This is a genomic window from Mycobacterium vicinigordonae (assembly GCF_013466425.1).
In the GTDB taxonomy this organism is placed as follows: Bacteria; Actinomycetota; Actinomycetes; order Mycobacteriales; family Mycobacteriaceae; genus Mycobacterium; species Mycobacterium vicinigordonae.
This window is the reverse complement of record NZ_CP059165.1, coordinates 763,068-787,001: the sequence shown is the minus strand read 5'-3', so window position 1 is coordinate 787,001 and position 23,934 is coordinate 763,068. Positions and strand designations below refer to the sequence as shown.

The following is a 23,934-nucleotide window of genomic DNA, read 5'->3' as shown; positions in this document are numbered from 1 at the left end:
GGTTTGAGATCACGTTATGCGGACAAACCGGCGGGGACCATAAAGGTCCCCGCCGGTCCCCCAATCTGCTGATGTTGATCAGCGTCAGTGGTGTCCGACGGCCGGGCCGTGTGACGCCGGCGGGTCGACGTGCGCGGGCGCGTGAGTCGCAGGCGGCTCGTGACCGAACACCGACGGGCTTTGCGGCGGTTGGTGAGTCGGCTGCTGGACCGGTTCGTGCTGCTGCGGCGTGTACACCGGAGCGTGCTGCTCGATCGGCGCCGGCGAGTGGCTGGGCGTCGGGGTGTCCACGTGCGGTGCCGGTGTGTGCTGAACCGGCGTCGGCGCGTTGATCACCGGTGGAGTTCCACCGCCGTGGCTCACGTCGGGCTGACCCGCCGTGCCGCCGGGGGTCTGAATCACAGGGCCATGGCCTCCAGCTGTCGGAGGCGTTCCCGCCCCTGCCCCGGCTCCGCCGCCGGGCGTCTGGACGGCTGGTGCGTGGCTTCCCGGTGTGACACCACCTGGGCCGGTTCCGATGCCGGTTCCCGCACCCGCGCCTCCGCCGGCGAGCACCGTGCCTTCTTGTCCGAGGATGTCGCCATGTCCGCCAGCTCCGGCTCCGGCGCCAGCGTGGATGCCCGGGCCGGCCGGCACACCGCCGGGGCCGCCAGTTCCGGCGTTGATTGTTCCCCCGCCGGCGCCGCCAGCAGCGACGCCGCCCGGTCCAGCCTGAGCACCTGCGCCGGCGCCAACAGCGCCTGAAACAGTGGCCGGCTGCGGACTCGGGTGGCCAGCGAATGGCATGTTTCCACCGCCACCGATGCCGAGGCCTGCACCCCCGGCAGCGCCGGCCTGTCCGCCTACACCGACCCCGCCCAGCGGGCCACCCACATGAGCAGTGCCGGCCCCGTTGAGCGCCGCGCCTTCACTGGCGATGAGTCCTGCCTGGCTAGCCGCGGCAGCTTGCCCGCCGACTGCTGCCTGGCTGGCAAGGCCTGCCTGGCTGGCGAGACCCGCCTGGCCGGCGAGACCCGCCTGACCCGCCAAACCAGCCTGGCTGGCAAAGCCTGCCTGGCTGGCAAGACCCGCCTGGCCGGCGAGTCCGGCCTGACCCGCCAAACCAGCCTGGCTGGCAAAGCCTGCCTGGCTGGCAAGACCCGCCTGACCCGCCAAACCAGCCTGGCTGGCAAGTCCCGCCTGACCAGCAAGACCGCCGGCGCCAACGGCAGCCTGGCCTCCGAGTCCGCCACCTATCGCACCGCCAGCCTGGGCCCCGGCACCAAGGCCACCACCGACGCCGCCGCCGAGCTGGCCGCCAGCACCAAGACCGCCGCCCAGGGCCCCACCAGCCTGCGCACCAGCGCCGATAACGCCACCAGCCTGACCGCCACCACCGATGCCACCACCAGCCTGGCCACCAACACCAAGACCACCACCGACACCACCGCCCAGGCCGGCACCGACGCCACCACCAACCTGGCCGCCACCACCAAGACCGCCACCGACGCCACCACCAACCTGGCCGCCAGCACCAAGACCGCCGCCCAGGGCCCCACCAGCCTGCGCACCAGCGCCGATAACGCCACCAGCCTGACCGCCACCACCGACGCCACCACCAGCCTGGCCACCAACACCAAGACCACCACCGACACCACCGCCCAGGCCAGCACCGACGCCACCACCAACCTGGCCACCACCACCAAGACCGCCACCGACGCCACCACCAACCTGGCCACCACCACCAAGACCGCCACCGACGCCACCACCAACCTGGCCACCACCACCGACACCGACACCGGCACCGCCGCCAACCTGGCCACCAGCACCAAGACCACCACCGATGCCACCACCAACCTGACCACCAGCACCAACAGCGCCGCCTACACCACCGCCAACCTGGCCACCACCACCGACACCGACACCGGCACCGCCGCCAACCTGGCCACCAGCACCAAGACCACCACCGATGCCACCACCAACCTGACCACCAGCACCAACAGCGCCGCCTACACCACCGCCAACCTGGCCACCACCACCGACACCGACACCGGCACCGCCGCCAACCTGGCCACCAGCACCAAGACCACCACCGATGCCACCACCAACCTGACCACCAGCACCAACAGCGCCGCCTACACCGCCACCGAGCTGGCCACCAGCACCAAGACCACCACCAAACTCACCACCGACACCGGCACCGGCCTGGCCACCAACACCAAGACCGCCACCTACACCGCCGCCGAGCTGTCCACCAGCACCAAGACCACCACCGACACCGCCGCCAACCTGACCACCACCACCGACACCGACACCGGCACCGCCGCCAACCTGACCACCAGCACCAACAGCGCCGCCTACACCGCCACCGAGCTGGCCACCAGCACCAAGACCACCACCAAACTCACCACCGACACCGACACCGGCACCGGCCTGGCCACCAACACCAAGACCGCCACCTACACCGCCGCCAACCTGACCACCACCACCGACACCGACACCGGCACCGCCGCCAACCTGACCACCACCACCGACACCGACACCGGCACCGCCGCCAACCTGACCACCAGCACCAACAGCGCCGCCTACACCGCCACCGAGCTGGCCACCAGCACCAAGACCACCACCAAACTCACCACCGACACCGGCACCGGCCTGGCCACCAACACCAAGACCGCCACCTACACCGCCACCGAGCTGTCCACCAGCACCAAGACCACCACCAAACTCACCACCGACACCGGCACCCACCTGGCCACCAGCACCAAGACCACCACCGAGGCCACCACCAGCACCAAGACCGCCACCAAACTCACCACCAACCTGACCACCAGCACCAACAGCGCCGCCTACACCGCCACCGAGCTGTCCACCAGCACCAAGACCACCACCGATGCCACCACCAACCTGACCACCAGCACCAACAGCGCCGCCTACACCGCCACCGAGCTGTCCACCAGCACCAAGACCACCACCAAACTCACCACCGACACCGGCACCGGCCTGGCCACCAACACCAAGACCGCCACCTACACCGCCACCGAGCTGGCCACCAGCACCAAGACCACCACCAAACTCACCACCGACACCGGCACCGGCCTGGCCACCAACACCAAGACCGCCACCTACACCGCCACCGAGCTGGCCACCAGCACCAAGACCACCACCAAACTCACCACCGACACCGGCACCGGCCTGGCCACCAACACCAAGACCGCCACCTACACCGCCGCCGAGCTGTCCACCAGCACCAAGACCACCACCGACACCGCCGCCAACCTGACCACCACCACCGACACCGACACCGGCACCGCCACCAACCTGACCACCAGCACCAACAGCGCCGCCTACACCGCCACCGAGCTGGCCACCAGCACCAAGACCACCACCAAACTCACCACCGACACCGGCACCGGCCTGGCCACCAACACCAAGACCGCCACCTACACCGCCGCCGAGCTGTCCACCAGCACCAAGACCACCACCAAACTCACCACCGACACCGGCACCGGCCTGGCCACCAACACCAAGACCGCCACCTACACCGCCGCCGAGCTGTCCACCAGCACCAACAGCACCGCCTACACCGCCACCGAGCTGGCCACCAGCACCAAGACCACCACCAAACTCACCACCGACACCGGCACCGGCCTGGCCACCAACACCAAGACCGCCACCTACACCGCCACCGAGCTGTCCACCAGCACCAAGACCACCACCAAACTCACCACCGACACCGGCACCCACCTGGCCACCAGCACCAAGACCACCACCGAGGCCACCACCAGCACCAAGACCGCCACCAAACCCACCACCGGCACCGATCTGTCCACCGAGGCCCAAGCCACCGCCGACTGTGCCGCCGAGACCGGCGCCTGCGCCTACTCCGGCGCCGACGTGACCGCCCAGACCGGCCTCGCCCCCGATTCCACCGCCCACGCCCAGACCCGCCTGACCGCCCAGGCCTAGACCGGCCTGACCGCCAAACCCACCACCAAGACCGAGACCAGCACCACCACCAAGTCCCGCGCCACCACCGAGACCGAGACCCGCCTGACCACCGAATCCGAAGCCAGCCTGACCGCCAAACCCACCACCAAGACCGAGACCAGCACCACCACCAAGACCCGTGCCGCCACCGAGCCCCAGACCCGCACCGCCGCCAAGGCCGGCCCCGCCCAGGAAGCCGAAGCCGCCACCGATCCCGGCCTGTCCGCCGAGCCCAAAGCCGAGCCCCGTCTGTGCGCCGAGACCCGTCTGCAAACCAGCGCCGATGCCCAACCCGGCTTGCGCACCGAACCCGAAGGCCAGGCCAGCCTGCGCGCCCACGCCTACTCCAGTACCGAAACCGCCGGTCGGTTCAAACAAGGACGGACCAAGACCAAATCCGGGGGCAACTCCTGGCATCACTACCCCTGGCCCTCCAAACCCGGCCCCCGAGAAGCCCGGGTCCGCAAACCCGGGCTCCACAAACCCCGGCCCCGCGATGCCGGCGTTGAACCCGTTCGCTAACCCGAAGCCGACATTGCTGGCAACCGCGTTAGCCACCCCGAAGCCGATGTCGTTGGCGACTGCACTCGCCAACCCGACACCCGCGTCGGCGCCCATCTGGCCAACATCGTTGACCGCCATCGCCGCATCGTTCGCCACCGCGCCAACAGCATCACTCGCCGCAAAACCGGCATCACTGAGGGCGGAACCCGCGTCACTGAGGACGGGAACCGCGTCCTGGCCCACGAATCCTTGGTCGAACGCCGGCGCGAAGCCGTGCTGAGCGGCGACCGCGTCCTGCAACCCGGCTATCGGGTCGTCAGAGGGGAGGGCCAATCCGGGCACCGCGTTGGCGGCCACTGAGGCAACCTGCGCCGGGGACACGTCGACAAGCCCGGCGTTGGTCATGGCCTGCCCGGGCGCAGCGAGGAAGGACTGCGCGGCACCCTCGTCGTTGAAGAGGCTGAGGATGTAGTCGATAAGCGAGGTCATTTCTTCTATCCCTTCAATCGCAATTGTGAAGTTCTTCGCCGAAGTGACCGGCGCTCTGACATAGACGCTATGGATTTCGCCGCATCCCCAAATCGGGGTCTGATCCCCCAGCCTCGGGGATACCCACCGGGATAGTCGGGGCCACCCCATTAGGGGATTAGGGGAAATTCGGGCACCCCCATGCCCGCGTCAAAGCCCACCCTCATCACAGCATTTCTGCACGTCAACACTAATGGCCCGCCGTCACAGACGGCTGGGCAGATGCGTAACGAACGAAGCTCAGCCGTGAATGCCGAAGCCGTGGTGCTCGGGCTGCGGGTCGTGCTGATGCGTATCCGGATGAATGATCGCGTGATCCCATAGGCCGGGATCGCTGAGCGGCAAGGCAGTGTGATCAAAGCCGACTTGAGCGCCCTCACTGCCTGCGATCAGGGGCGATGCCTCGTGATGGGTGATCGCGGTCGGTTGAGATAGCAGCGGCGTTTCGTGGGGAAGGTCGGGAACGGGATGGTTTATCACCCCGCCGGCACCACTGATCGGAGCGTGCTCGTAACCGGCTACGGCATGGTTGTGCGGCGTGAACGCATCGAGCGCCGCGGTGGCCGCGCCGCTCGCCCAGACGTTGCCATGATCAGCGGCCGGGCTTCCGGTACCGCCGCTGACGGGTCCGGCCATCGACAGTGAATCCGACACCACGGGGATCAAGTTGTTGACGTCCGTGCTGGTAACGCTCGTGAGATGGGCGTCTGCGATGGCCTGCGCGGGATTCGCGGCGTAGCGCGCCGCGGCATCGGGGTCGCGAACGAGGGAGATGACAAAGTCGAGCAACGAGTTTGCCATCATGCACCTCCCTGACCTGCCAGCCGTATTCGTCACGCGCTAGCAAGATGCTATCGGTTCGCTCGTCCGCCGTGTTCGGTATGAAACCCGTCAGCCCCAAGGCATCATTAGGGGGTAACGCGTTAGGGGAAATCGGGGGCTACGGGGCGAGCAGGAGCACATGAGACAACCGCATCGTGGGAAAGAACCACCGCAAACCACGGGCTCAGCGCAAGGGGCGTGCCGGTGAGCGACGCCGCCAGCGAGCCCACGGCGATCCCAAAGGCCGCGCGCTACGTCATCGACGATCTTGCGGGTGCGGCGACGGTGCCGGTGCAGGCCTTGATCGTCGGCGGCATCGGAACCGGGAAGACCACCCTGCTTGCCGCCGCTCGCGACGCATTGCGCCGCGCCGGGCTGACAACCTGCACCCGTCCGCCGCGAGACGACGACCCACGTGAGGCCGCGTTCATCGCCGACGACGCCCATCTGCTCGCCGACGCCGAGCTGGTCCGGCTCACCGAACGGGTCGCCGATGGACGCGGCACCGTCGTGGTGGCCGCCGAGGCCCACGAACAGCGACCGGCATTGCGGTCCCTCGCGACGGCGATCGAGCGCTGTCGACCGCGGATCTCGCTGTCGCCGCTACCGACCGACGAGCGGTTGCGAGATTGCACCGCCGGCCTACCGTTCTTGATTCAAGCGGTGTCCACAGCGGACCAGCCGCCGGTCGACGCCGCCCGACTAGCGCTGGTCGATCGGATGCGCCGAATCGACGAACCTAATCTGGAAACCCTGCTGATCATGTCACTGACCCATGAGTTGGGCGCTGCGGATGTTGCTGGTGCACTAGGAATTTCGGTTTCCGATGCCCGATTTTTGGTCGACCGTGCGCGAGCCGGCGGGCTCGTCGAGCCGTCGCATCCACGGGCGTTTCTGCAACTGGTCCACGAAGCAGTTTCCCAAGTTGTGGGCAACGCGCGCCACCGCGAGGTGGAAACCTCGCTCTTACGTTCCCAGCTCGATATTTCCACTGTGTCAACGGATCTCGCCCTACGCTTGGCCGAGCACGGGTTGTGCGATGATCGGCTGGCTGGCATCCTCGCGCGCCAAGCCACCCAGACCCGGAACGATCCCGCTCGGTCAGCGCGACTGTACCGAGCCGCCGTCCAGACTGGTGCGATAGGGCTTACATCTCAGCTGGCCGACGCGCTGACTCTCACCGGCGACTGCGCCGCCGCGGCGGCACTGGCGGATGACCTCTTGAGTTCGCCCGATTCCACGGAGCGCGCCGCCGCGGTTCGTATCGCGGCCAGCATCGCGACGCACAACGGCAACGCTGCCCAGGCGGCCGAGTTGTTCGGCTGGCTCGGACCTCATCCGAACGCCGTGGTCAGTTCGGCTGCCGCAATCGTTCTCGCTGCAACGGGTGATCTGACGGCAGCACGAGATGCTTTGCGCCTCAAAGACTCCGGACCGCCGACAATGGCGGCACGCGCATCACGTGGGCTCGCCGAAGGCCTGCTTCAAACCATGGATCAGCCGTATCCGGCCGCAATGGCGAAGCTTAGCCAGGCGGGGGCCGAACAGACGATCGGCGAAGCTTTCCCGGACAGCGCGACCGCGTTAATCACCCTGGCCGCGATCCACGGCGGCGATCCGGTACGCGCGCACAGTGTCATCGGCCGTGCGGTGCGCGCCGGCGGTGACGCACTTTTCGACCGTCGACACCTGCTTTTAGCCGGGTGGATCAAGATGCAGGAAGGCCAGCTGGCGGCGGCCGGGGCAGACGTCGCCGCGGCGAGTGTCGATGCGGATCTCCATCGCCGGGACGCGTTGTGGTCCACCGCACTGCAGACCGCGATTGCACGGCGGAGCGGCGACACCGGTGCGCTCCAAAAGCATTGGTACGCGGCTATGGAGGTACTTGCAGAATATTCGGTGGACTTATTCGCCCTGCTGCCGCTTGGTGAGTTGTGGGTCGCGGCAGCGCGGGTGCGCCAGGTGGGCCAGTTGCGGCATCATCTGAAGCAGGCGTTCGCACTTCTGGATTCGTTGGGAAATCCTGCGCTGTGGTCCAATTCGCTGCACTGGGCCGGCGTCCACGCCGGGATTCTGGTCAGTTCTCCAGAATCCGTTGCGCCGCATGGTCAGGCACTGAGCACAGCCGCCGCTGACAGCGTTTTCGCGCAGGTCCTTTCCAGTGCGGGCCGTACCTGGCTGCGGGTGCTGGCAGATCAAGTAGACGCCGACGAGGTAGCCGCCGCCGCGCGTTCTCTGGCGCACGTCGGCCTGACTTCGGACGCCACCCGCCTGGCTGGTCAGGCCGCGCTGCAAACACCCGATGCACGGATTTCCGGCGCGATGCTGCAACTTGCCCGAGACCTGAAGTTGAGCACAGGTTTTGGTGAAGCCGCAGCAACAACCGAGGTGCCTGTCGAACCCGTATCCGGTGCGGCGGCTCCCCGTGCGCCCACGTCGGGCACTCCCCTTTCGGATCGTGAACGCGAAGTCGCTGAACTGCTGCTGCTGGGCATGCCCTACCGGGACATAGGGAGCCAGCTGTTCATCTCCGCGAAGACGGTCGAGCATCACGTGGCCCGGATCCGGCGTCGGCTCGGCGCTGGTTCACGCTCGGAGATGCTGTCGATGCTGCGGACGATGTTGTCGCCGGAGCGATAACGTGGCCTGCGGGAAATTTCTGAGACCCGTCGGACAGTCCTCTCGAGGTGCGAGTGGTGTACGTCTGGTCACATCGCACCGGCGCTGGGCTGGTGATCTGCGCAAACTTAGGTTTGCCTTTCTCGCGGCGAATGCCAGAAAGGTGTCAGTATGGGCAGGTTAAGCAGCAAAGGCGCAGCGGGAGCGCACCAAACATCCGATTGACGACGAATTGGGGTGACCCTCGGTGACCACTCAGACCCTCATCCGGCTGATCGTGGGACTCGGCATGACCGCAGTGGTGGGCGTGCTGGCCCTCAGGCGTGTCTGGTGGTTGTACCGGCTGGTCATGACCGGCCAACCGGTCTCGGGACGCACCAATGACATCGGCACCCGGATCTGGACCCAGATCGCCGAGGTATTCGGCCAGCGCAAACTGTTGAAATGGTCGATCCCCGGCCTGGCGCACTTCTTCACCATGTGGGGCTTCTTCATCCTCGCCACGGTTTATGTCGAGGCCTTCGGTGTGCTGTTCCAGCCCAATTTCCACATCCCTATCGTCGGCCGCTGGAACGCCCTGGGCTTCTTGCAGGACTTCATCGCCCTGGCCGTGCTGGCCGGCATCATCACGTTCGCGATCATCCGGTTGCGTTCCGAGCCAAAGGAATACGGCCGTCAATCCCGCTTCTACGGCTCACACACCGGGGGCGCCTGGCTGATCCTGTTCATGATCTTCCTGGTCATCCTCACGTTCGCCATCTTCCGCGGTGCATCAGTGGTCACCGGCAACTTCCCCTACGGCTGGGGCGCGTTCTTCTCGCACGGCATGGGCAAGTTGATGGATCCGCTCGGCCCTGAAGCCAACGAATGGATCGAGACGTTCGCGTTGCTCTCCCACCTCGCGGTGGCACTCGTCTTTCTGCTGATCGTGCTGCATTCCAAGCACCTGCACATCTTCCTCGCGCCCATCAACGTCACGTTCAAGCGATTGCCCGACGGTCTGGGCCCGCTACTGCCGATCGAAGCGGACGGCAAGCCGATCGACTTCGAAAACCCGCCTGACGACGCTGAATTCGGTCGCGGCAAGATCGAGGACTTCACCTGGAAGGGCATGCTCGACTTCGCCACCTGCACGGAGTGCGGGCGCTGTCAGTCGCAGTGCCCGGCCTGGAATACCGCCAAGCCGCTCTCCCCCAAGCTCGTGATCATGGACCTGCGCGACCACTGGATGGCCAAGGCGCCCTACCTCTTGGGAGAAAAGACGGCGGAGCCGCTTGACGGTCTGGACCTCGAGACCGTCAAGGAAGAAGGCCACCACGTTCCGGAATCGGGCTTCGGCCGCATCCCCGGGCACGGGCCCGAACAAGCGGTTCGCCCGCTGGTCGGCACCGCCGAACAGGGTGGTGTCATCGACCCGGACGTGTTGTGGTCCTGTGTGACCTGCGGCGCGTGCGTCGAGCAGTGCCCGGTCGACATCGAACACATCGACCACATCGTCGACATGCGCCGCTACCAGGTGATGATGGAGTCGGAGTTCCCCTCCGAGCTGTCGGTGTTGTTCAAGAACCTGGAGAACAAGGGCAACCCGTGGGGCCAGAACTCCTCGGATCGCACCAGCTGGATCGACGAAGTCGACTTTGATGTGCCGGTCTACGGCGAGGACGTCGAGAGCTTCGACGGCTACGAGTACTTGTTCTGGGTGGGGTGCGCCGGCGCCTACGACGACAAGGCGAAGAAAACCACCAAGGCTGTCGCCGAACTGCTGTCGATCGCAGGGGTCAAGTTCCTGGTGCTGGGCACCGGCGAGACCTGCAACGGCGATTCTGCACGCCGCTCGGGTAATGAGTTCTTGTTCCAGCAGCTGGCCCAGCAGGCCATCGAAACCCTGGACGGGGTGTTCGAGGGGGTCGAAACTGTCGACCGCAAGGTTGTGGTCACGTGCCCGCACTGTTTCAACACCCTGGGCAGGGAGTACCGGCAGCTCGGCGCCAACTACTCCGTGCTGCACCACACCCAGCTACTCAACCGGCTGGTACGTGACGACAGGCTGGTCCCGGTCAACCCGGTCTCCCAGGACATCACTTATCACGACCCGTGCTACCTAGGTCGACACAACAAGGTGTATGAGGCGCCGCGTGAACTGATCGGGGCGGCGGGCGCCAACCTCACCGAGATGCCGCGGCACGCCGAGCGCAGCTTTTGCTGCGGGGCCGGCGGTGCGCGCATGTGGATGGAAGAGCACATCGGCAAGCGCATCAACCACGAGCGTGTTGACGAGGCCCTGGCCACAAATGCCGCCACCGTCGCCGTGGCATGCCCGTTCTGCCGGGTGATGGTGACCGACGGCGTCAACGACCGCCAGGAGGAAGCGGGCCGGGAGGGCGTGGAGGTGCTCGACGTGGCGCAGGTGCTGCTTGCGTCGCTGGATCGTGACAGCGTGACGCTGCCCGAGAAGGGCACCGCCGCCAAGGAAGCAGAGGAGCGGGCCGCCAAAGCGGAGAAGGCTGCCCCGAAGGCCGCCGCACCGGCCGCGCCCGCCGAGGAAGCCGACAAGACCGAGGAAGCACCGGCCAAGACCGCCGAGAAGCCGGCCGCTGCGGCACCGGTCAAAGGTCTAGGCGTGGCCGGCGGCGCCAAGAAGCCCGGCGCGAAGAAGGCACCTGCAGCTGCCGAGACTACCGAAGCCGCCCCCACGAAGGGCCTCGGTATGGCGACCGGCGCCAAGAGGCCCGGTGCCAAGAAAGCCGCGGCGCCAGCCGCCCAAGCAGCAGAAACAGCCGAAGCCGCCACTCCCGAGGCTCCGGTGAAAGGCCTGGGTCTGGCGACCGGCGCCAAGCGTCCCGGTGCCAAGAAAACTGCCGCTCCTAAGGCCGAGGCAGCCCCGGCACAAGCCGCGGAGGCACCGGCCGAACCGGCCCAGCCCGAGGCTCCCGTCAAGGGCCTGGGGTTGGCCGCCGGCGCCCGTCGACCGGGCGCAAAGAAGGCGGCGGCCCCCAAAGCCGAATCCGCCCCTGTGACGGAGGCTCCGAGCGAGCCGGCCGGGAAGGCAACGGGAGCGGAGTCCGCAGCGCCGGCCAAGCCGGAGGTGCCGGTCAAGGGTCTGGGTATTGCCGCGGGCGCACGTCGGCCTGGGGCCAAGAAGGCCCCGGCGGCCAAGCCGGCAGAGCCTGAGCCCAAGCCCGAGGCACAAGCCGACGCTGAGCCCGAAGACTCGGAGTCGCCAGCGACCTCGGAGCCGTCCACACCGGCAAACGGTGAAGCGGCAGCCAAGTCCAAGCCTGCCGAGCCCGCCGCACCGTCAGCCCCGGTGAAGGGGCTGGGTCTGGCCCCCGGCGTTCGTCCACCGGGTAAACGCTGATTACAGATCGACATCGATCAGCAAATATCAGTGGACAGCAATGGGAGCATGGTTGACGTGACAACTCACCAGCTTCCCGGGCATGTGCATCACCGGCAGCGTGCGTTCGCGCAGTCGTCCAAGCTGCAGGACGTCCTGTATGAAATCCGCGGTCCGGTGCACCAGCACGCCGCGCGACTGGAGGCCGAGGGTCACCGCATCCTCAAGCTGAACATCGGCAACCCGGCGCCGTTCGGCTTCGAGGCTCCCGACGTGATCATGCGCGACATGATCCAGGCGTTGCCGTATGCGCAGGGTTACTCCGATTCCAAAGGCATTTTGCCCGCGCGGCGCGCAGTGGTGACCCGCTACGAACTGGTACCCGGCTTCCCCAAGTTCGACGTCGACGACGTGTATTTGGGCAACGGTGTCTCCGAGTTGATCACGATGACGCTGCAAGCGCTGTTGGACAACGGCGACCAGGTGTTGATCCCCGCACCCGACTACCCACTGTGGACGGCGTCCACATCACTGGCCGGCGGGACGCCCGTGCACTACCTGTGCGACGAAACCCAGGACTGGCAGCCCGACATCGCCGACATCGAATCCAAGATCACCGAGCGCACCAAGGCGCTCGTGGTGATCAATCCCAACAACCCCACCGGCGCGGTGTACAGTCGCGAAATCCTCACGCAGATGGTCGATTTAGCTCGCAAACACCAACTGCTGCTACTCGCCGACGAGATCTACGACAAGATCCTCTACGACGACGCCGAACACATCAACGTGGCGACGCTTGCGCCCGACCTCCTGTGTCTGACGTTTAACGGCCTGTCCAAGGCCTACCGTGTCGCCGGCTACCGTGCCGGTTGGCTGGCAATCACCGGACCCAAGGACCACGCCAGCAGCTTCATCGAAGGAATCAGCCTGCTGGCTAACATGCGGTTGTGCCCGAATGTCCCGGCGCAGCACGCAATTCAGGTTGCGCTGGGCGGCCACCAGAGCATCGAGGACCTGGTGCTGCCCGGCGGCCGACTGCTCGAGCAGCGCGATGTGGCCTGGAGCAAGCTCAACGAGATCCCCGGGGTGTCTTGCACCAAACCGGAAGGCGCCCTGTATGCGTTCCCCCGTCTAGACCCCGAGGTCTACGACATCGAAGACGACGAGCAACTCGTCCTGGACCTGCTGCTACAGGAGAAGATCCTGGTCACCCAGGGCACCGGATTCAATTGGCCCGCACCGGATCACCTGCGCATCGTGACGTTGCCGTGGGCGCGTGACCTGGCCGCGGCGATCGACCGGCTGGGCAATTTCCTGACCGGCTACCGCCAGTAGGCATTGGCGCCTGACCGCGACCGTGCACCCGCACGATGTCGAATCGGCGTGTTGCGCAAGGCTATTCACTCTCGACAGCCACGAGATTCAGTGGCGCTCCAGCAACTCCAGCAGATAGTCCCCGTAGCCGGACTTAGCCAGTGCTCGCGCCCGCCGCTCCAGCTGCTCGTCGTCGATCCACCCTCGCCGCCACGCAACTTCTTCGGGCACACTGACTTTCAAACCCTGCCGCAGTTCCAGCGTGCGGACAAAATCCGATGCATCCAGCAATGAGTCGAACGTTCCAGTATCCAGCCATGCCGTGCCTCGCGCCATCACCTCAACGGACAGCCGGCCCTGGTCCAGATAGGTCTGGTTGACCTCGGTGATCTCATACTCGCCACGCGCTGATTTTTTCAGGCCCTTGGCGATCTCGATCACATCGTTGTCGTAGAAGTACAGGCCTGGCACGGCGTAGTGGGACTTCGGTTTCTCCGGCTTCTCCTGCAGTGACACCGCGATCCCGTCGGCGTCAAATTCCACCACGCCGTAGGCCGACGGATTTGCCACCCGGTACGCAAAAACCGCTCCCCCACTTATGGCTTGGAAGCGGCTCAGACTGGTTCCCAGGCCTGGCCCATAGAAGATGTTGTCTCCCAACACCAATGCCACCGAGTCGTTACCAATGTGGTCCGCACCAAGGACGAATGCCTGCGCCAGGCCGTCCGGGTTGTCCTGGGTCACCCAGCTCAGATTGATGCCGAATTGCGAACCGTCACCGAGCAACCGACGAAAACCCGCCGCGTCATGGGGTGTGGTGATCACCAGGATGTCGCGGATCCCGGCCATCATGAGGGTCGACAGCGGGTAGTAGACCATCGGCTTGTCGTAGACCGGCAGCAACTGCTTACTGATACCGATGGTGATGGGGTGTAGCCGGGTGCCCGAACCACCAGCCAGGATGATCCCGCGCATGCGCGACTCCTTCGTTCCGGTCGGCCTCAGTCGACCAGATCGCTCTCGGTGAGTTCGGTTGCCGCCAGCGCCAAGGACAGGTTCTCGTGACGGTAGACCGAGGTGACGTGGTCCCGGACCACCCGAAACGCCGAGGCTGCCGTAGTGACGGCGCTGGGATCGTGGCGGTCGCTGATCGTCTGTTCGACGACGACGACGCCGTCGTGCACAAACATCCGGCCCAGCTCCGCCGTCGTCGTCAACGACTTCGCCCATGAACTCAACGCTTGGTGGCCCTGCGCGGCGCCGTGCGCGTCGCCGATCTCGATGTCGTCGCTGGATAACGCCACCAGGGTGTCGATGTCGGCGCTGTTGAGCGCGTCATGCCAGGCCAAGACGGTCGCGATCTCCGATGTGGTCATGGTCTAGGAGTCTAGAGAGGAGTGCGGTCGAGCCATCGCCGCCATACCTGCTCGTCACCGAATAGCTCAATCGCCGTGTCGGCGAGAGAGACTCGTCGGGTAATTGCCAACAGCAGCTCTGCGGCGCTGCCACGCAGTGCCGCGGTGCCCTTGCCGTGTAGATGCGACCACGTGATCGCCGTTTCCTGGACGGCGATCGTCCATTCGCCGGCTTGACCCAGGCCGGGATCGGTTGCATGCAGGTGCAGGGTGTCACCGCCTTCGAGCGGCAGCGGTGCGCCGTCTTTGCCCGCCCTGATCACAATGCGTTCCAGGAACTCGTCGATCGCATCGGCGGCGAGCTCGGGGTCGACGCCGAAGTCGCCGCCCACTGCGAGCTCGGCGTCGGCGCGATGTACGACGTTCTCGTGCAGCCGCCGTCGGATCCACCAACCAGCGGGGCGGGTGCCGAGGAATGTCCATACCGGGGTTTGAGGTCCGGTCGCCGCGACGGCATCGACCAGAAGCTCTGCCCCACCGTTGAGCCACGCGATCGCGTCATCGCGGCCGGATGGTGGCGCGCCGTCGTCGACGCTGCGAAATTCCAGGAAGCTGTCGCGTCGATCGCGCACGATCTGGGCAGCCCAACGGTCGCCGCGGCCGACATGCCGGAATAGCTGGTCCAGGGTCCAGCCGGGACACGTCGGTACGGGCGTCGAGGGGTCGGCGGCGCGGATCAGCTCGCCGAAGGCACGGGTTTGTTCCAGATAGGCCGCGGCGTAATCCATCGTGACGACGCTACTCGCCGCCTCTGCGCACCTATTGGCGCGACGACACTGACGTCCCACACAAGGCTGTCGGACGCGTAACGTCTCAGCCATGCGCACCCATGGGTGGGGCGGCGCGAAGCCCGCATCGGACGAAGAGGCGATCGAACGCATCCTGGATGCCGCCAGCCAGGCGATCGACGAACGCGGCGGTGATATCCGCATCGCGGATGTAGCGCGAACGCTGGGGGTGTCGCGACAAACCGTTTACAACTACTTCCCCGGGACCAACACCCTGCTGGAAGCCGCGGCCACCCGATCGGGGCTGCGGTTTATCGATCGGCTCACCGAGCACCTCGCCGGCATCACCGACCCCGTCGACGCCCTGGTGGAGAGTCTGGCGTTCACCCTGGAATGGCTGCCCGACGACAAACATGTGCAGTTGATGCTGATCCACGACTTCACCAAGGCCTCGACCGGGGTGACCTCGGATTTGGGCATCAGATTCGGCCATGGCCTGCTGGCCGGACTGGACGTGGACTGGGCGAACCTCGGACTTGACGACGCCGACCTCAACGACCTGGCGGAGTACACGCTGCGGATACTGCAGTCGTTCATGATCGACCCGGGCCGGCCGCCGCGCACCGGTGTGGTGCTGCGTACCTACCTGCGGCGTTGGGTCGCGCCGGTACTCGAGGCCGAGATCGCCGGCCACCTCATCGCCGAACCCCACGCATCGAATTGACAAGATCGGTAAGCTGTCCAGTCGAGTGAGGTGGTGGCAGTGACTTACGACGCAGTGGTCGCAAACGGCAGGTGGTTCGACGGCACCGGCCGACCGTCGGCAATCCGCGACATCGGTATTCGCGACGGCCGGGTGACTGCGGTTTCAGCGACTCCCCTAGACACCGAGGGATGCTCGAATGTCATTGATGCCGAAGGCAAATGGGTGATTCCAGGCATCATCGACATTCACACCCACTACGACGCCGAGGTGCTGGCCGCCCCGGAGCTCTCAGAGTCGCTACGGCATGGTGTCACCACCATCATCCTGGGGTCGTGCTCACTGTCCACCGTGCATGTCGACGCGGAAGAAGCCGCCGACCTGTTCGGGCGGGTGGAGGCGATCCCGCACGAACACGTGGTCCGCATCGTCGGCGAGCACAAGACGTGGCGTAATGCAGACGAGTACATCGAGGCGCTCGAGTCGTTGCCGTTGGGCCCCAATGTGACCGCGTTCATCGGCCACTCCGACATGCGCACGGCGGTGATGGGGCTGGACCGGGCCACCCGCCGCGATGTGCGGCCTGCCGCCGCCGAGCAGGACCGCATGGAGCAGATGCTCAGCGAGGCCCTCGATGCCGGCTTTATCGGAATGTCCTCGCAGCAACTGCTTTTCGACAAAATCGACGGAGAGACCTGCCGGTCGCGAACGCTGCCGTCGACCTACGCGAAGGGACGCGAGTTGCGGCGGCTGAAGTCGCTGCTGCGCCGCGCGGGGCGCGCCCTGCAGTCGGGCCCCGACATCAGCCATCCGCAGAACATCGTGTCGCAAGCCCTGCAGTCGCTGGGTATTCGCCGCCCCCAGCTCAAGACCAGCCTGCTGGCCGCCGCCGACATGAAGTCGGCACCCGCAAGCGTCTGGTTGACCAGCTTCCTTGCGGCCGTGGTGAACCGGCTCGGCGGCAACTTCCGCTTCCAGCACCTGCCGGTGCCGTTCGAGGTGTACGCCGACGGGATCGACCTAGTGGTGTTCGAGGAGTTCGGTGCGGGCGCGGCGGCACTGCATCTCAAGGACGAACTGGAGCGCAACGAACTGCTGCGCGATGAGGAGTACCGTCGGCGGTTCCGCAAGGACTACGACACCAAGTTCGGGCCGCGAGCCTGGCATCGAGATTTCTTCGACGCCGAGATCGTTTCCTGCCCCGACGAATCGGTGGTGGGCAAGTCGTTCGGACAGGTCGGCGTGGAACGTGGCGACCTGCACCCGGTGGATGCCTTCCTCGACCTTATTCTTGAGCATGGCACCAAGATTCGTTGGCGTACAACAATTTCCAACCACCGGTCGAAGATGCTGCGTCGTTTAGCCCGGATGAACGGCCTGCAGATCGGCTTCTCCGACGCCGGCGCACACCTGCGCAATATGGCGTTCTACAACTCCGGGCTGCGGCTGCTACGGCACGTACGCGACGCCGAGCGCGCGGGCAAGCCGTTCCTGTCACCCGAGCGGGCGGTGCACCGGCTTACTGGAGAACTGGCCGACTGGTACGGGCTGGATGCCGGTCACCTGCGGGTAGGCGACTGGGCTGACCTGGTGGTCCTGGACCCACAGCGCCTCGACGACTCGCTAGATGCGTACCACGAAGCCAATGTCGAAGCCTACGACGGGCTTTCCCGCATGGTGAACCGCAACGACGCGACCGTACAGGCCGTCTTCGTCTCCGGGCGCGAAGTGTTCCGCGACGGCCAGCCCACCCCGATTCTCGGACGGCAGCGCACCGGCGGCTTTTTGCGCGCCGGCCGACGCGGCCGCACCGTGCCGGAGCCGCTCACCGCGCCGGGCGACGCGCTCCCAGCCTGAACACCCGCCAACCCGCCCGCTCCCAGCGGGCCGCCTCGAGGCAGTTACGGCCATCGACGACGACCCGGGCCCGCACCCGGTCCGCGAGGTCGTCGGGGTCGAGGTCGACAAACTCACGCCATTCGGTGAGCACCAACACCGCATCGGCGCGCTCACAAGCCTCTTCGACCGACACTGCGTAGGTAAGCGTTGGAAACAGTCGGCTGGCGTTGTCCAGCGCCTTGGGGTCGTAGACGTTGACCGCGGCGCCGTTGAGCTGCAACTGGCCTGCCACGTTGAGGGCGGGAGAGTCGCGGACATCGTCGGATTCGGGCTTGAACGCCGCCCCGAGCACCGCGATGTTGGCACCCAGTAGGGAGCCCCCGCATGCCGCAGTGGCCAATTCGACCATGCGAGTGCGCCGGCGCATATTGATGCTGTCCACTTCTCGAAGGAAGGTCAGGGCCTGGTCGGCGCCGAGCTCGCCGGCCCGCGCCATAAATGCCCGGATGTCCTTGGGGAGGCAGCCGCCGCCGAAACCCAAACCGGCGTTAAGGCATTGGCGCCCGATACGGGGATCGTAGCCGAGCGCGTCGGCCAGCACGCTGACGTCCGCGCCTGCGGCCTCGCACACCTCAGAGATGGCGTTGATGAACGAAATCTTGGTCGCCAGAAAGGCATTGGCCGACACCTTGACCAGTTCTGCTGTCTGCAAATCGGTCACCAAAAAGGGTACCTCGGCCGCTAGTAGTGGCCCGTACAGTTCCCGCACAGCCGCCTCGGCACGAACTGAACCATCTTGCACCCCAAGAACAATGCGGTCTGGGTGCAACGTGTCGTGTACTGCATAGCCTTCTCGCAGGAATTCAGGGTTCCAGGCGATTTCGACGTCAACTCCGTCGGGCGCCAGCGCGAAGGCGCGGCGGCCCAGCTCAGCGGCGGTGCCGACCGGAACGGTCGACTTACCGACCAGAACCGAAGGCCTGGTCAGGCGCGGCACCAGCGCGTCGATGACGGCATGCACATGCCGTAGGTCAGCGCCGTATTCGCCCTTCTTCTGCGGGGTTCCGACGCCAAGGAAATGGACGTCGGCGAACTGGGCCGCTATGTCGTAGTCGGTGCTGAAATGCAGCCGTCCCGCAGCAAGGTTGTCTCGCAGCAGCTTTCGCAGGCCAGGTTCGTAGAAGGGGATGTCACCGCCGGCCAGCTTGGCGACCTTACCGGGGTCGATATCCACCCCGACGACTTCGTGCCCCAACTCCGCCATTCCGACGGCGTGCGTGGCACCTAGATAACCCGTACCGAATACGGTGCACCTCATACCACCGTGTGTAGGTCGTCGCGATGAGCTAACCGCATCGCGACGCTGAACGGCGGGTGACGGTTAACCGGCGAGATCAGATGCCGGGAATTCCCGGAATGTTGAACCCACCGCGACCGCCACCTCTGCCGGGGCCTTTGCCGCCGATACCGGGCCCCTTGGGGCTGGGCGGTTTGCCGATACCGGGCGGCTTGCCCGGCCCACCGCCGCGGCCCGGCGGATCGACCGAGGGCAACTGGGGCGTGAAGATCGGGGGAATCGGGATCGGCACCGGGATGGGCGCAATGGGAACCGGGGCAGGCGCGGCGGGTTCCGGCGCAGGCGCCTCGACCACCGGGGCGGGTACCTGCGGTACCTGCGCGGGGACCTGCGGCACCTGTGCGGGTGTCTCGGGGGCGGGAGCCTGCGGCGCCGGTGCCTGCTCCGGAATCGGCGCTTGTTGCGGTGCCGGCGTAGGAGCCTGAGGAGCGGGAGCCTGGGGCGCCGGTGCCGGAGACTGCGGCACCTGGTGATCGGGGACGACAGCGGCTTGCCCGGGGTTGGGTCGGGTACCGGACGAGTCGCGCATGCTGACTGCCAGCGACACCACCAGAGACGCCACCCCGATAACGAAGATCGACAACAAGATACTGGCGAGCAGCGCAAAGGGCTTCCGGTCGTCCTGCTCGTCGTCGACCTGCGCGTCGTCGACGGCACTGTAGGCCAGACCGTCTCCGCTGCCGTCGAACAGGGCCGGATCCAGCGAGTACGCCTCAAGGGTGCCGGTGCTCGGGGCTTGGGCGTAGGCCTGGGCTGCCGTGGACGACGACAGCAGCGGGAAGTGCGCCGATGCCAGCGCTGCACCGCGAGCCAGCGCGGTCTCCGGCTCCTCGGCCGCGGTCACCGGCAACGTGGTTGCCGCTTCGAGGGTGGGCTTGATCAGCGGGATGTCCACGCCGGACCCAACGACGAATAGCGCGTCCGGGCGTGTCTCCAGCGCGTCTGCACCGGCAGCGAGCTCGACTAGCTGGGCTACTGCGGCGTCATCGTCGTCGGGGAGCCGCTGGCGATGAATGTCGGTGATCGAGCCGTCGGCACTGTCCACGACGGCCAAGGTCGCGGTGTCGGGCTCGATGAACAGCAGGGCGGTCTGTGCGTAGTTGGTCTCATTGCCGACCGAATGCGCCAGCGCGGCGGCAGCCAGAAACGCCGAGACCAGCATGACGTTCTCGATCTTGCGGTTGGCCAGCGCATCGCGCAGCGCCGTGGCTTGGTCCTGATCTCGCCAGGTGACGCCAGTCGACGCCAACTGATAGCCGCCCTCTGCGGCTCCTTCGCGAGTCCCCAGAATGGCGGAGATCACCTGTTCGGCAGCTTGGGCGTTGGCCGCCGACGGGTGGGTGTCGACGTCGAATACTTCCTGGTCGACGAGGGCGCCGTTGCCGTCTTCGCCCTCTACCAGCACCATCCGGACTGCCGAGGGTGCCATCGACACACCGAGGACGGTGTCCACAATTCCCCCTATCGATTCCGCAGATTTCCCACCCGTTCACCACGGTACCCACGGCTGGCGCGGCTTATCCATTTGAAAATGCTTAGTCAGGAAGCCGAGGGCTGCGACCTGGGGCTATCTACCTGTGGCCTACCTGTGGCCTACCTGTGGCCGCCGCCGAAGCCACCGCCGTGACCGCCACCACCGAAGCCACCGCCAAAGCCACCGCCGTGGCCCCCGCCAAAGCCACCGCCGTGACCGCCGCCACCGAAGCCGCCACCCGGACCACCACCACCGAACGGACCACGAGCACCGGGCCCACCACCGAAGCCGCCACCCGGACCACCACCACCGAACGGACCACGAGCACCGGGCCCACCACCGAAGCCGCCACCCGGACCACCACCGCCAAAGGGACCGCGTTCAACGGAACCACCGCCGGGACCCCCACCGCCGAACGGGCCGCGGCCGCCCGGTACCCCACCGCCCGGTATGCCGGGAATCCCGCCGGTGATGCCGGGAATCCCTGCGCCGCCGGAACCGCCGCCACCGAACGGACCCCGACCGGGGTTGGAGGACGGCCCCCGCCCGGGCGCGCTCTGAGCCGGGGGACTCTTGACAATCGGGGCTTGTGGCACCGGGTTTTCGAGTCGCGGCGGCGACGCCGGCACCTGAACCTGAGGAGCTTGCACTTTCGGCGGCCGCATTAACGTCGCGGGACCGGGCACCTGGATCTGCGGCACCACGATCGGTGGCGCCAGTACCACCTCAGGCACCCGGGGAGCCGGTGCGGCAGGAGCAGCCGGCAGTGCGGGTAACGCCGGAGCCGCAGGGACGGCCGGGGCAGCGGGAGCCGGCGCGGCAGGAGCAGGCACCCTCGCTTGCGGGGTACCGCCGTGCGGAACGCTCGGCAGATTGACCTTCTGCTGTGGGGCGGCCACGACGGGGGGCGCCGGCTCCGGCTGCGCGGGTGCGATCAGACGGTTCTGGCTGGGGATCGGCTGCAACGCGACCGTCGGGCGGATATCGAGTGCGAGGGCCACCTCGAGCGCGACCATGGCCGCAGTGGCGACCACCGCCACACCACTACCGAGTAACAGCGCGGGTCTGCGCCGAGGGGTCTCGGTGATCTCGTCCTCGTCGAAGTCGTCGTCGAACTCGTCGAATACGTCCGTCGCGTAGGGGTCGTAGCCGAAATCGCGCCCGGTGACCTCGTCGGCCGCATCGACGTCCTGCGCATAGGCCAGCGCGGCCGTGCTCGCGGCGAACAGTGGCGAGCTGCCGGAGGCCAGGGCCGCCCCGCGGGCCAGCGCCATCTCGGGTTCCTCGGGCACGCTGACTGCCAGCGTCGTCGCCGCATCCAGCGCCGGTTTGATCAGTGGGACGTCGACTCCCGAACCGACCACATAGATGCCGTCTGGGCGGGTCGGCATCGATTCGGCGTCAGATATCAGCTCTTGCAGCTCGGTGATCGCTGTCTCGTCGTCGGCGGCCAACTCTTGGCGGCGCACGTCGCAGAGCGAGCCATCGGCAGTTTCCACCACGGCCAACGTCGCGGTGTCGGGTTCGATGAAGAGCACGCCGGTCCGGTGATAGCCCAGAGATCCACCGACCGCCTGACCCATCGCGGCCGCGGCCAGGAACGCCGAGACCAGCATGACGTTTTCCATCTTGCGGGCGGCCAGCGCGTCGCGCAGCGCAGACGCCTGCTCCTGATCGGTCCAGCTCACGCCGACCGAGGCCAGGTGCAGCCCGGCGTCGGCCGCGCCTTCGCGCGTGCCGAGGATCGCTTGGATCACCTGATCCGACGATCGCATCGTGGCCGGGTCGTGCCCCAGGCGAAAACTGTCCTCTTCGACGATCGCGCCGTCCGCGTCCTCACCTTCGACCAATGCGATGCGCACAGCGGTGGGCGCCATCGACACCCCTAGTACGACATCCACAACCCCTCCCGAAGGTCTAATCACGGATTGAGGAGGAAAGGCCCAAACTCAAATGGTAGTCCTGCTAACGATGTCGGCGCAGCCCTGCGAGCTATGTAGAACCTATGAAGTTCTGATACGAGCGCGACGGCGTAGGACCGCGCTGACCTTGATATTTGGATCCGACGCCTGCGCTTCCGTAGGGACGTTCCGACGGGCTGGTGAGCCGCAGGATGCACAACTGGCCGATCTTCATCCCGGGCCACAGGGTGATCGGCAAGTTAGCCACATTGGACAGCTCCAGGGTGATGTGACCGCTGAAACCCGGATCGATGAAGCCGGCCGTGGAGTGCGTCAGCAGCCCCAACCGACCTAGTGAGGACTTACCCTCCAGCCGCCCGGCGAGATCGTTCGCCAGCGTCACCGTTTCCAGCGTCGAGCCCAGCACGAACTCGCCTGGGTGCAGCACGAACGGCTCACCCTCGTCGGGTTGCACCAGCGTGGTGAGCTCGTCCTGCTGCCTGGCCGGGTCGATGTGGGTGTAGCGGGTGTTGTTGAAGACCCGGAACAGACAATCGAGGCGGACGTCGATGCTGGACGGCTGCACCAGGGTGTCGTCAAATGGATCGATTTGCAGCCGTCCGGCGGAGATTTCGGCTCTGAGGTCACGATCGGAGAGCAGCACGCGACGAGCGTATCTGCCGTCCCGGGTCAGCGGACGTAGATCTCGTCTCCGGTGGGGTATCCGCCGCCGGTAGTCGTGACGTGGACGTGGTCGTAGTGTCCATAGCCACCTGATTGGGCGCCGCCGCCGGGTGTGTAGTAGGTGCCGCGCCAGATGGCGTCCTGGATGCCGAACCGGTCGGCGTTCTGCATGACATAGGTGACGATCGCGTTGCCCAGCTCGATGCCCTGATCCGAACTCGGGTCGGGGATCATCACGTCGACGGCGAGGCCTTCGGGGTGCCAGCGCAGGGCGTCGGGACGGACACCCCCCATCTGGTGGATCTCTGGGAACATCGCGCTGATGGCACGCTCCACGAGGATGGTCCTGACCTGCAGGCCTTGCTCCGGCGCCACCCCGACGGGCAGCGCACGGCTGCCGAGGTCGGCGCGCGATCGGTCGGCGCGCGTTCGCTGGACGGGCGCCATCTGTTCGATGTCGAACCGCATCCGGGAGGTGTCGAGTGCCTGCACCTCTGCCGTCGCAATCTGAATGCAGCATGGCGGAGAATTGTCGACGGCAACTTGCTTTACGTCTGTGTGGGCGGTCGCGGGATTCACGTCTGCCCCTAGCGCCCCGCCGACCGCGAAGAGCGCCGCCGCCGGGACGATGGCCTTAGCCAGCAGTGCTGGCGCCTTTCGCCTCTCCTTGGCTAACTCGTGCTTCCCCACGAAAGGTCACGATAGAGGGTTACGAATAATAACGAAAGGGTAAACGCATT

At 66.4% G+C, this 23,934-nt stretch carries 16 protein-coding genes and 2 pseudogenes; 6 read left to right on the top strand and 12 right to left on the bottom strand.

Going from position 1 to position 23,934, the window contains the following annotated elements:
• Window positions 1-84: 84 nt before the first annotated feature.
• Entirely contained in the window at window positions 85-786 is a 702-nt protein-coding gene (locus tag H0P51_RS03325; protein WP_180916632.1) for a hypothetical protein, read from the bottom strand.
• Between H0P51_RS03325 and H0P51_RS03320 the strand changes: the two genes are divergently transcribed.
• Window positions 769-3,948, top strand: a complete 3,180-nt coding sequence (locus tag H0P51_RS03320) for a hypothetical protein (protein ID WP_180916631.1) — start codon at window positions 769-771, stop codon at window positions 3,946-3,948. The genes H0P51_RS03325 and H0P51_RS03320 overlap by 18 nt on opposite strands.
• Here the strand turns inward: H0P51_RS03320 and H0P51_RS03315 are convergent.
• The 3 genes and pseudogenes from H0P51_RS03315 to H0P51_RS03310 form a co-directional block, all read right to left on the bottom strand.
• The gene (locus H0P51_RS03315; RefSeq protein ID WP_180916630.1) at window positions 3,945-4,178 is read right to left on the bottom strand and encodes a hypothetical protein; all 234 of its coding nucleotides are present in this window, start codon (window positions 4,176-4,178) and stop codon (window positions 3,945-3,947) included. The genes H0P51_RS03320 and H0P51_RS03315 overlap by 4 nt on opposite strands.
• Window positions 4,179-4,869: 691 nt before the next feature.
• A pseudogene (locus H0P51_RS29170) lies at window positions 4,870-4,962 on the bottom strand (IniB N-terminal domain-containing protein); the annotation flags it as partial.
• Between the two features lie 279 nt (window positions 4,963-5,241).
• Entirely contained in the window at window positions 5,242-5,802 is a 561-nt protein-coding gene (locus tag H0P51_RS03310) for an Rv0340 family IniB-related protein (RefSeq protein ID WP_180916629.1), read from the bottom strand.
• A 225-nt stretch (window positions 5,803-6,027) separates the two neighbouring features.
• Between H0P51_RS03310 and iniR the strand changes: the two genes are divergently transcribed.
• The 3 genes and pseudogenes from iniR to H0P51_RS03295 all read left to right on the top strand — a co-directional run bounded on the left by iniR (window position 6,028) and on the right by H0P51_RS03295 (window position 13,114).
• Window positions 6,028-8,463, top strand: a complete 2,436-nt coding sequence (gene iniR, locus H0P51_RS03305) for an isoniazid response ATPase/transcriptional regulator IniR (RefSeq protein ID WP_180916628.1) — start codon at window positions 6,028-6,030, stop codon at window positions 8,461-8,463.
• A 226-nt stretch (window positions 8,464-8,689) separates the two neighbouring features.
• Window positions 8,690-11,284 (top strand): annotated as a pseudogene (locus tag H0P51_RS03300) ((Fe-S)-binding protein); the annotation flags it as partial.
• A 564-nt stretch (window positions 11,285-11,848) separates the two neighbouring features.
• Window positions 11,849-13,114, top strand: a complete 1,266-nt coding sequence (locus tag H0P51_RS03295; RefSeq protein ID WP_425488955.1) for a pyridoxal phosphate-dependent aminotransferase — start codon at window positions 11,849-11,851, stop codon at window positions 13,112-13,114.
• A gap of 87 nt (window positions 13,115-13,201) precedes the next feature.
• Here H0P51_RS03295 and rfbA read toward each other — a convergent pair whose 3' ends face one another.
• From rfbA to H0P51_RS03280, 3 genes are read right to left on the bottom strand one after another with little or no spacing between them, the layout of a single operon-like run.
• Window positions 13,202-14,068 carry a glucose-1-phosphate thymidylyltransferase RfbA gene (gene rfbA / locus H0P51_RS03290; protein WP_180916625.1) on the bottom strand — a complete coding sequence of 289 codons (867 nt, stop codon included), beginning with the start codon at window positions 14,066-14,068 and terminating at the stop codon, window positions 13,202-13,204.
• Window positions 14,069-14,094: 26 nt separating this feature from the next.
• Window positions 14,095-14,469 (bottom strand): nuclear transport factor 2 family protein, encoded by a 375-nt coding sequence (locus H0P51_RS03285; protein ID WP_180916624.1) that lies wholly within the window; start codon window positions 14,467-14,469, stop codon window positions 14,095-14,097.
• 11 nt (window positions 14,470-14,480) lie between these two features.
• Window positions 14,481-15,236 (bottom strand): maleylpyruvate isomerase family mycothiol-dependent enzyme, encoded by a 756-nt coding sequence (locus tag H0P51_RS03280; RefSeq protein ID WP_180916623.1) that lies wholly within the window; start codon window positions 15,234-15,236, stop codon window positions 14,481-14,483.
• A gap of 91 nt (window positions 15,237-15,327) precedes the next feature.
• On the opposite strand from H0P51_RS03280, the gene H0P51_RS03275 reads away from it, so the two are divergent.
• Together H0P51_RS03275 and H0P51_RS03270 are read left to right on the top strand one after the other, a co-directional pair.
• Window positions 15,328-15,960, top strand: coding sequence for a TetR/AcrR family transcriptional regulator (locus tag H0P51_RS03275; RefSeq protein WP_180916622.1), 633 nt, complete (start codon window positions 15,328-15,330; stop codon window positions 15,958-15,960).
• Window positions 15,961-15,999: 39 nt separating this feature from the next.
• Window positions 16,000-17,796, top strand: coding sequence for an N-acyl-D-amino-acid deacylase family protein (locus H0P51_RS03270; protein ID WP_180916621.1), 1,797 nt, complete (start codon window positions 16,000-16,002; stop codon window positions 17,794-17,796).
• Here the strand turns inward: H0P51_RS03270 and H0P51_RS03265 are convergent.
• The 5 genes from H0P51_RS03265 to H0P51_RS03245 all read right to left on the bottom strand — a co-directional run bounded on the left by H0P51_RS03265 (window position 17,765) and on the right by H0P51_RS03245 (window position 23,884).
• Window positions 17,765-19,096: a UDP-glucose dehydrogenase family protein gene (locus H0P51_RS03265; RefSeq protein ID WP_180916620.1), complete on the bottom strand. Its 1,332-nt coding sequence runs from the start codon at window positions 19,094-19,096 to the stop codon at window positions 17,765-17,767. The two genes, H0P51_RS03270 and H0P51_RS03265, sit on opposite strands and share 32 nt — an antisense overlap.
• 76 nt (window positions 19,097-19,172) lie before the next feature.
• Window positions 19,173-20,588, bottom strand: a complete 1,416-nt coding sequence (locus H0P51_RS03260; RefSeq protein ID WP_180916619.1) for a DUF7159 family protein — start codon at window positions 20,586-20,588, stop codon at window positions 19,173-19,175.
• Window positions 20,589-20,728: 140 nt separating this feature from the next.
• Window positions 20,729-22,486, bottom strand: a complete 1,758-nt coding sequence (locus tag H0P51_RS03255) for a DUF7159 family protein (RefSeq protein ID WP_246398368.1) — start codon at window positions 22,484-22,486, stop codon at window positions 20,729-20,731.
• Window positions 22,487-22,601: 115 nt separating this feature from the next.
• A complete protein-coding gene (dcd, locus tag H0P51_RS03250) occupies window positions 22,602-23,174 on the bottom strand; it encodes a dCTP deaminase (RefSeq protein ID WP_180916618.1) in 573 nt (190 codons plus the stop codon).
• 26 nt (window positions 23,175-23,200) lie between these two features.
• Complete coding sequence (locus tag H0P51_RS03245; protein ID WP_180916617.1) at window positions 23,201-23,884, bottom strand: VldE C-terminal domain-containing protein; 684 nt, start codon at window positions 23,882-23,884, stop codon at window positions 23,201-23,203.
• Between the last annotated feature and the right edge of the window lie 50 nt (window positions 23,885-23,934).

Excerpts from the sequence above, each read along its gene's own strand:
- H0P51_RS03265 (WP_180916620.1), bottom strand. The coding sequence starts at position 19,096 with ATGAGGTGCACCGTATTCGGTACGGGTTATCTAGGTGCCACGCACGCC.
- H0P51_RS03310 (WP_180916629.1), bottom strand. The coding sequence starts at position 5,802 with ATGGCAAACTCGTTGCTCGACTTTGTCATCTCCCTCGTTCGCGACCCC.
- rfbA (WP_180916625.1), bottom strand. The coding sequence starts at position 14,068 with ATGCGCGGGATCATCCTGGCTGGTGGTTCGGGCACCCGGCTACACCCC.
- H0P51_RS03280 (WP_180916623.1), bottom strand. The coding sequence starts at position 15,236 with ATGGATTACGCCGCGGCCTATCTGGAACAAACCCGTGCCTTCGGCGAG.
- H0P51_RS03255 (WP_246398368.1), bottom strand. The coding sequence starts at position 22,486 with ATGGCGCCCACCGCTGTGCGCATCGCATTGGTCGAAGGTGAGGACGCG.
- H0P51_RS03275 (WP_180916622.1), top strand. The coding sequence starts at position 15,328 with ATGCGCACCCATGGGTGGGGCGGCGCGAAGCCCGCATCGGACGAAGAG.
- H0P51_RS03285 (WP_180916624.1), bottom strand. The coding sequence starts at position 14,469 with ATGACCACATCGGAGATCGCGACCGTCTTGGCCTGGCATGACGCGCTC.
- H0P51_RS03325 (WP_180916632.1), bottom strand. The coding sequence starts at position 786 with ATGCCATTCGCTGGCCACCCGAGTCCGCAGCCGGCCACTGTTTCAGGC.
- H0P51_RS03295 (WP_425488955.1), top strand. The coding sequence starts at position 11,849 with ATGGTTGACGTGACAACTCACCAGCTTCCCGGGCATGTGCATCACCGG.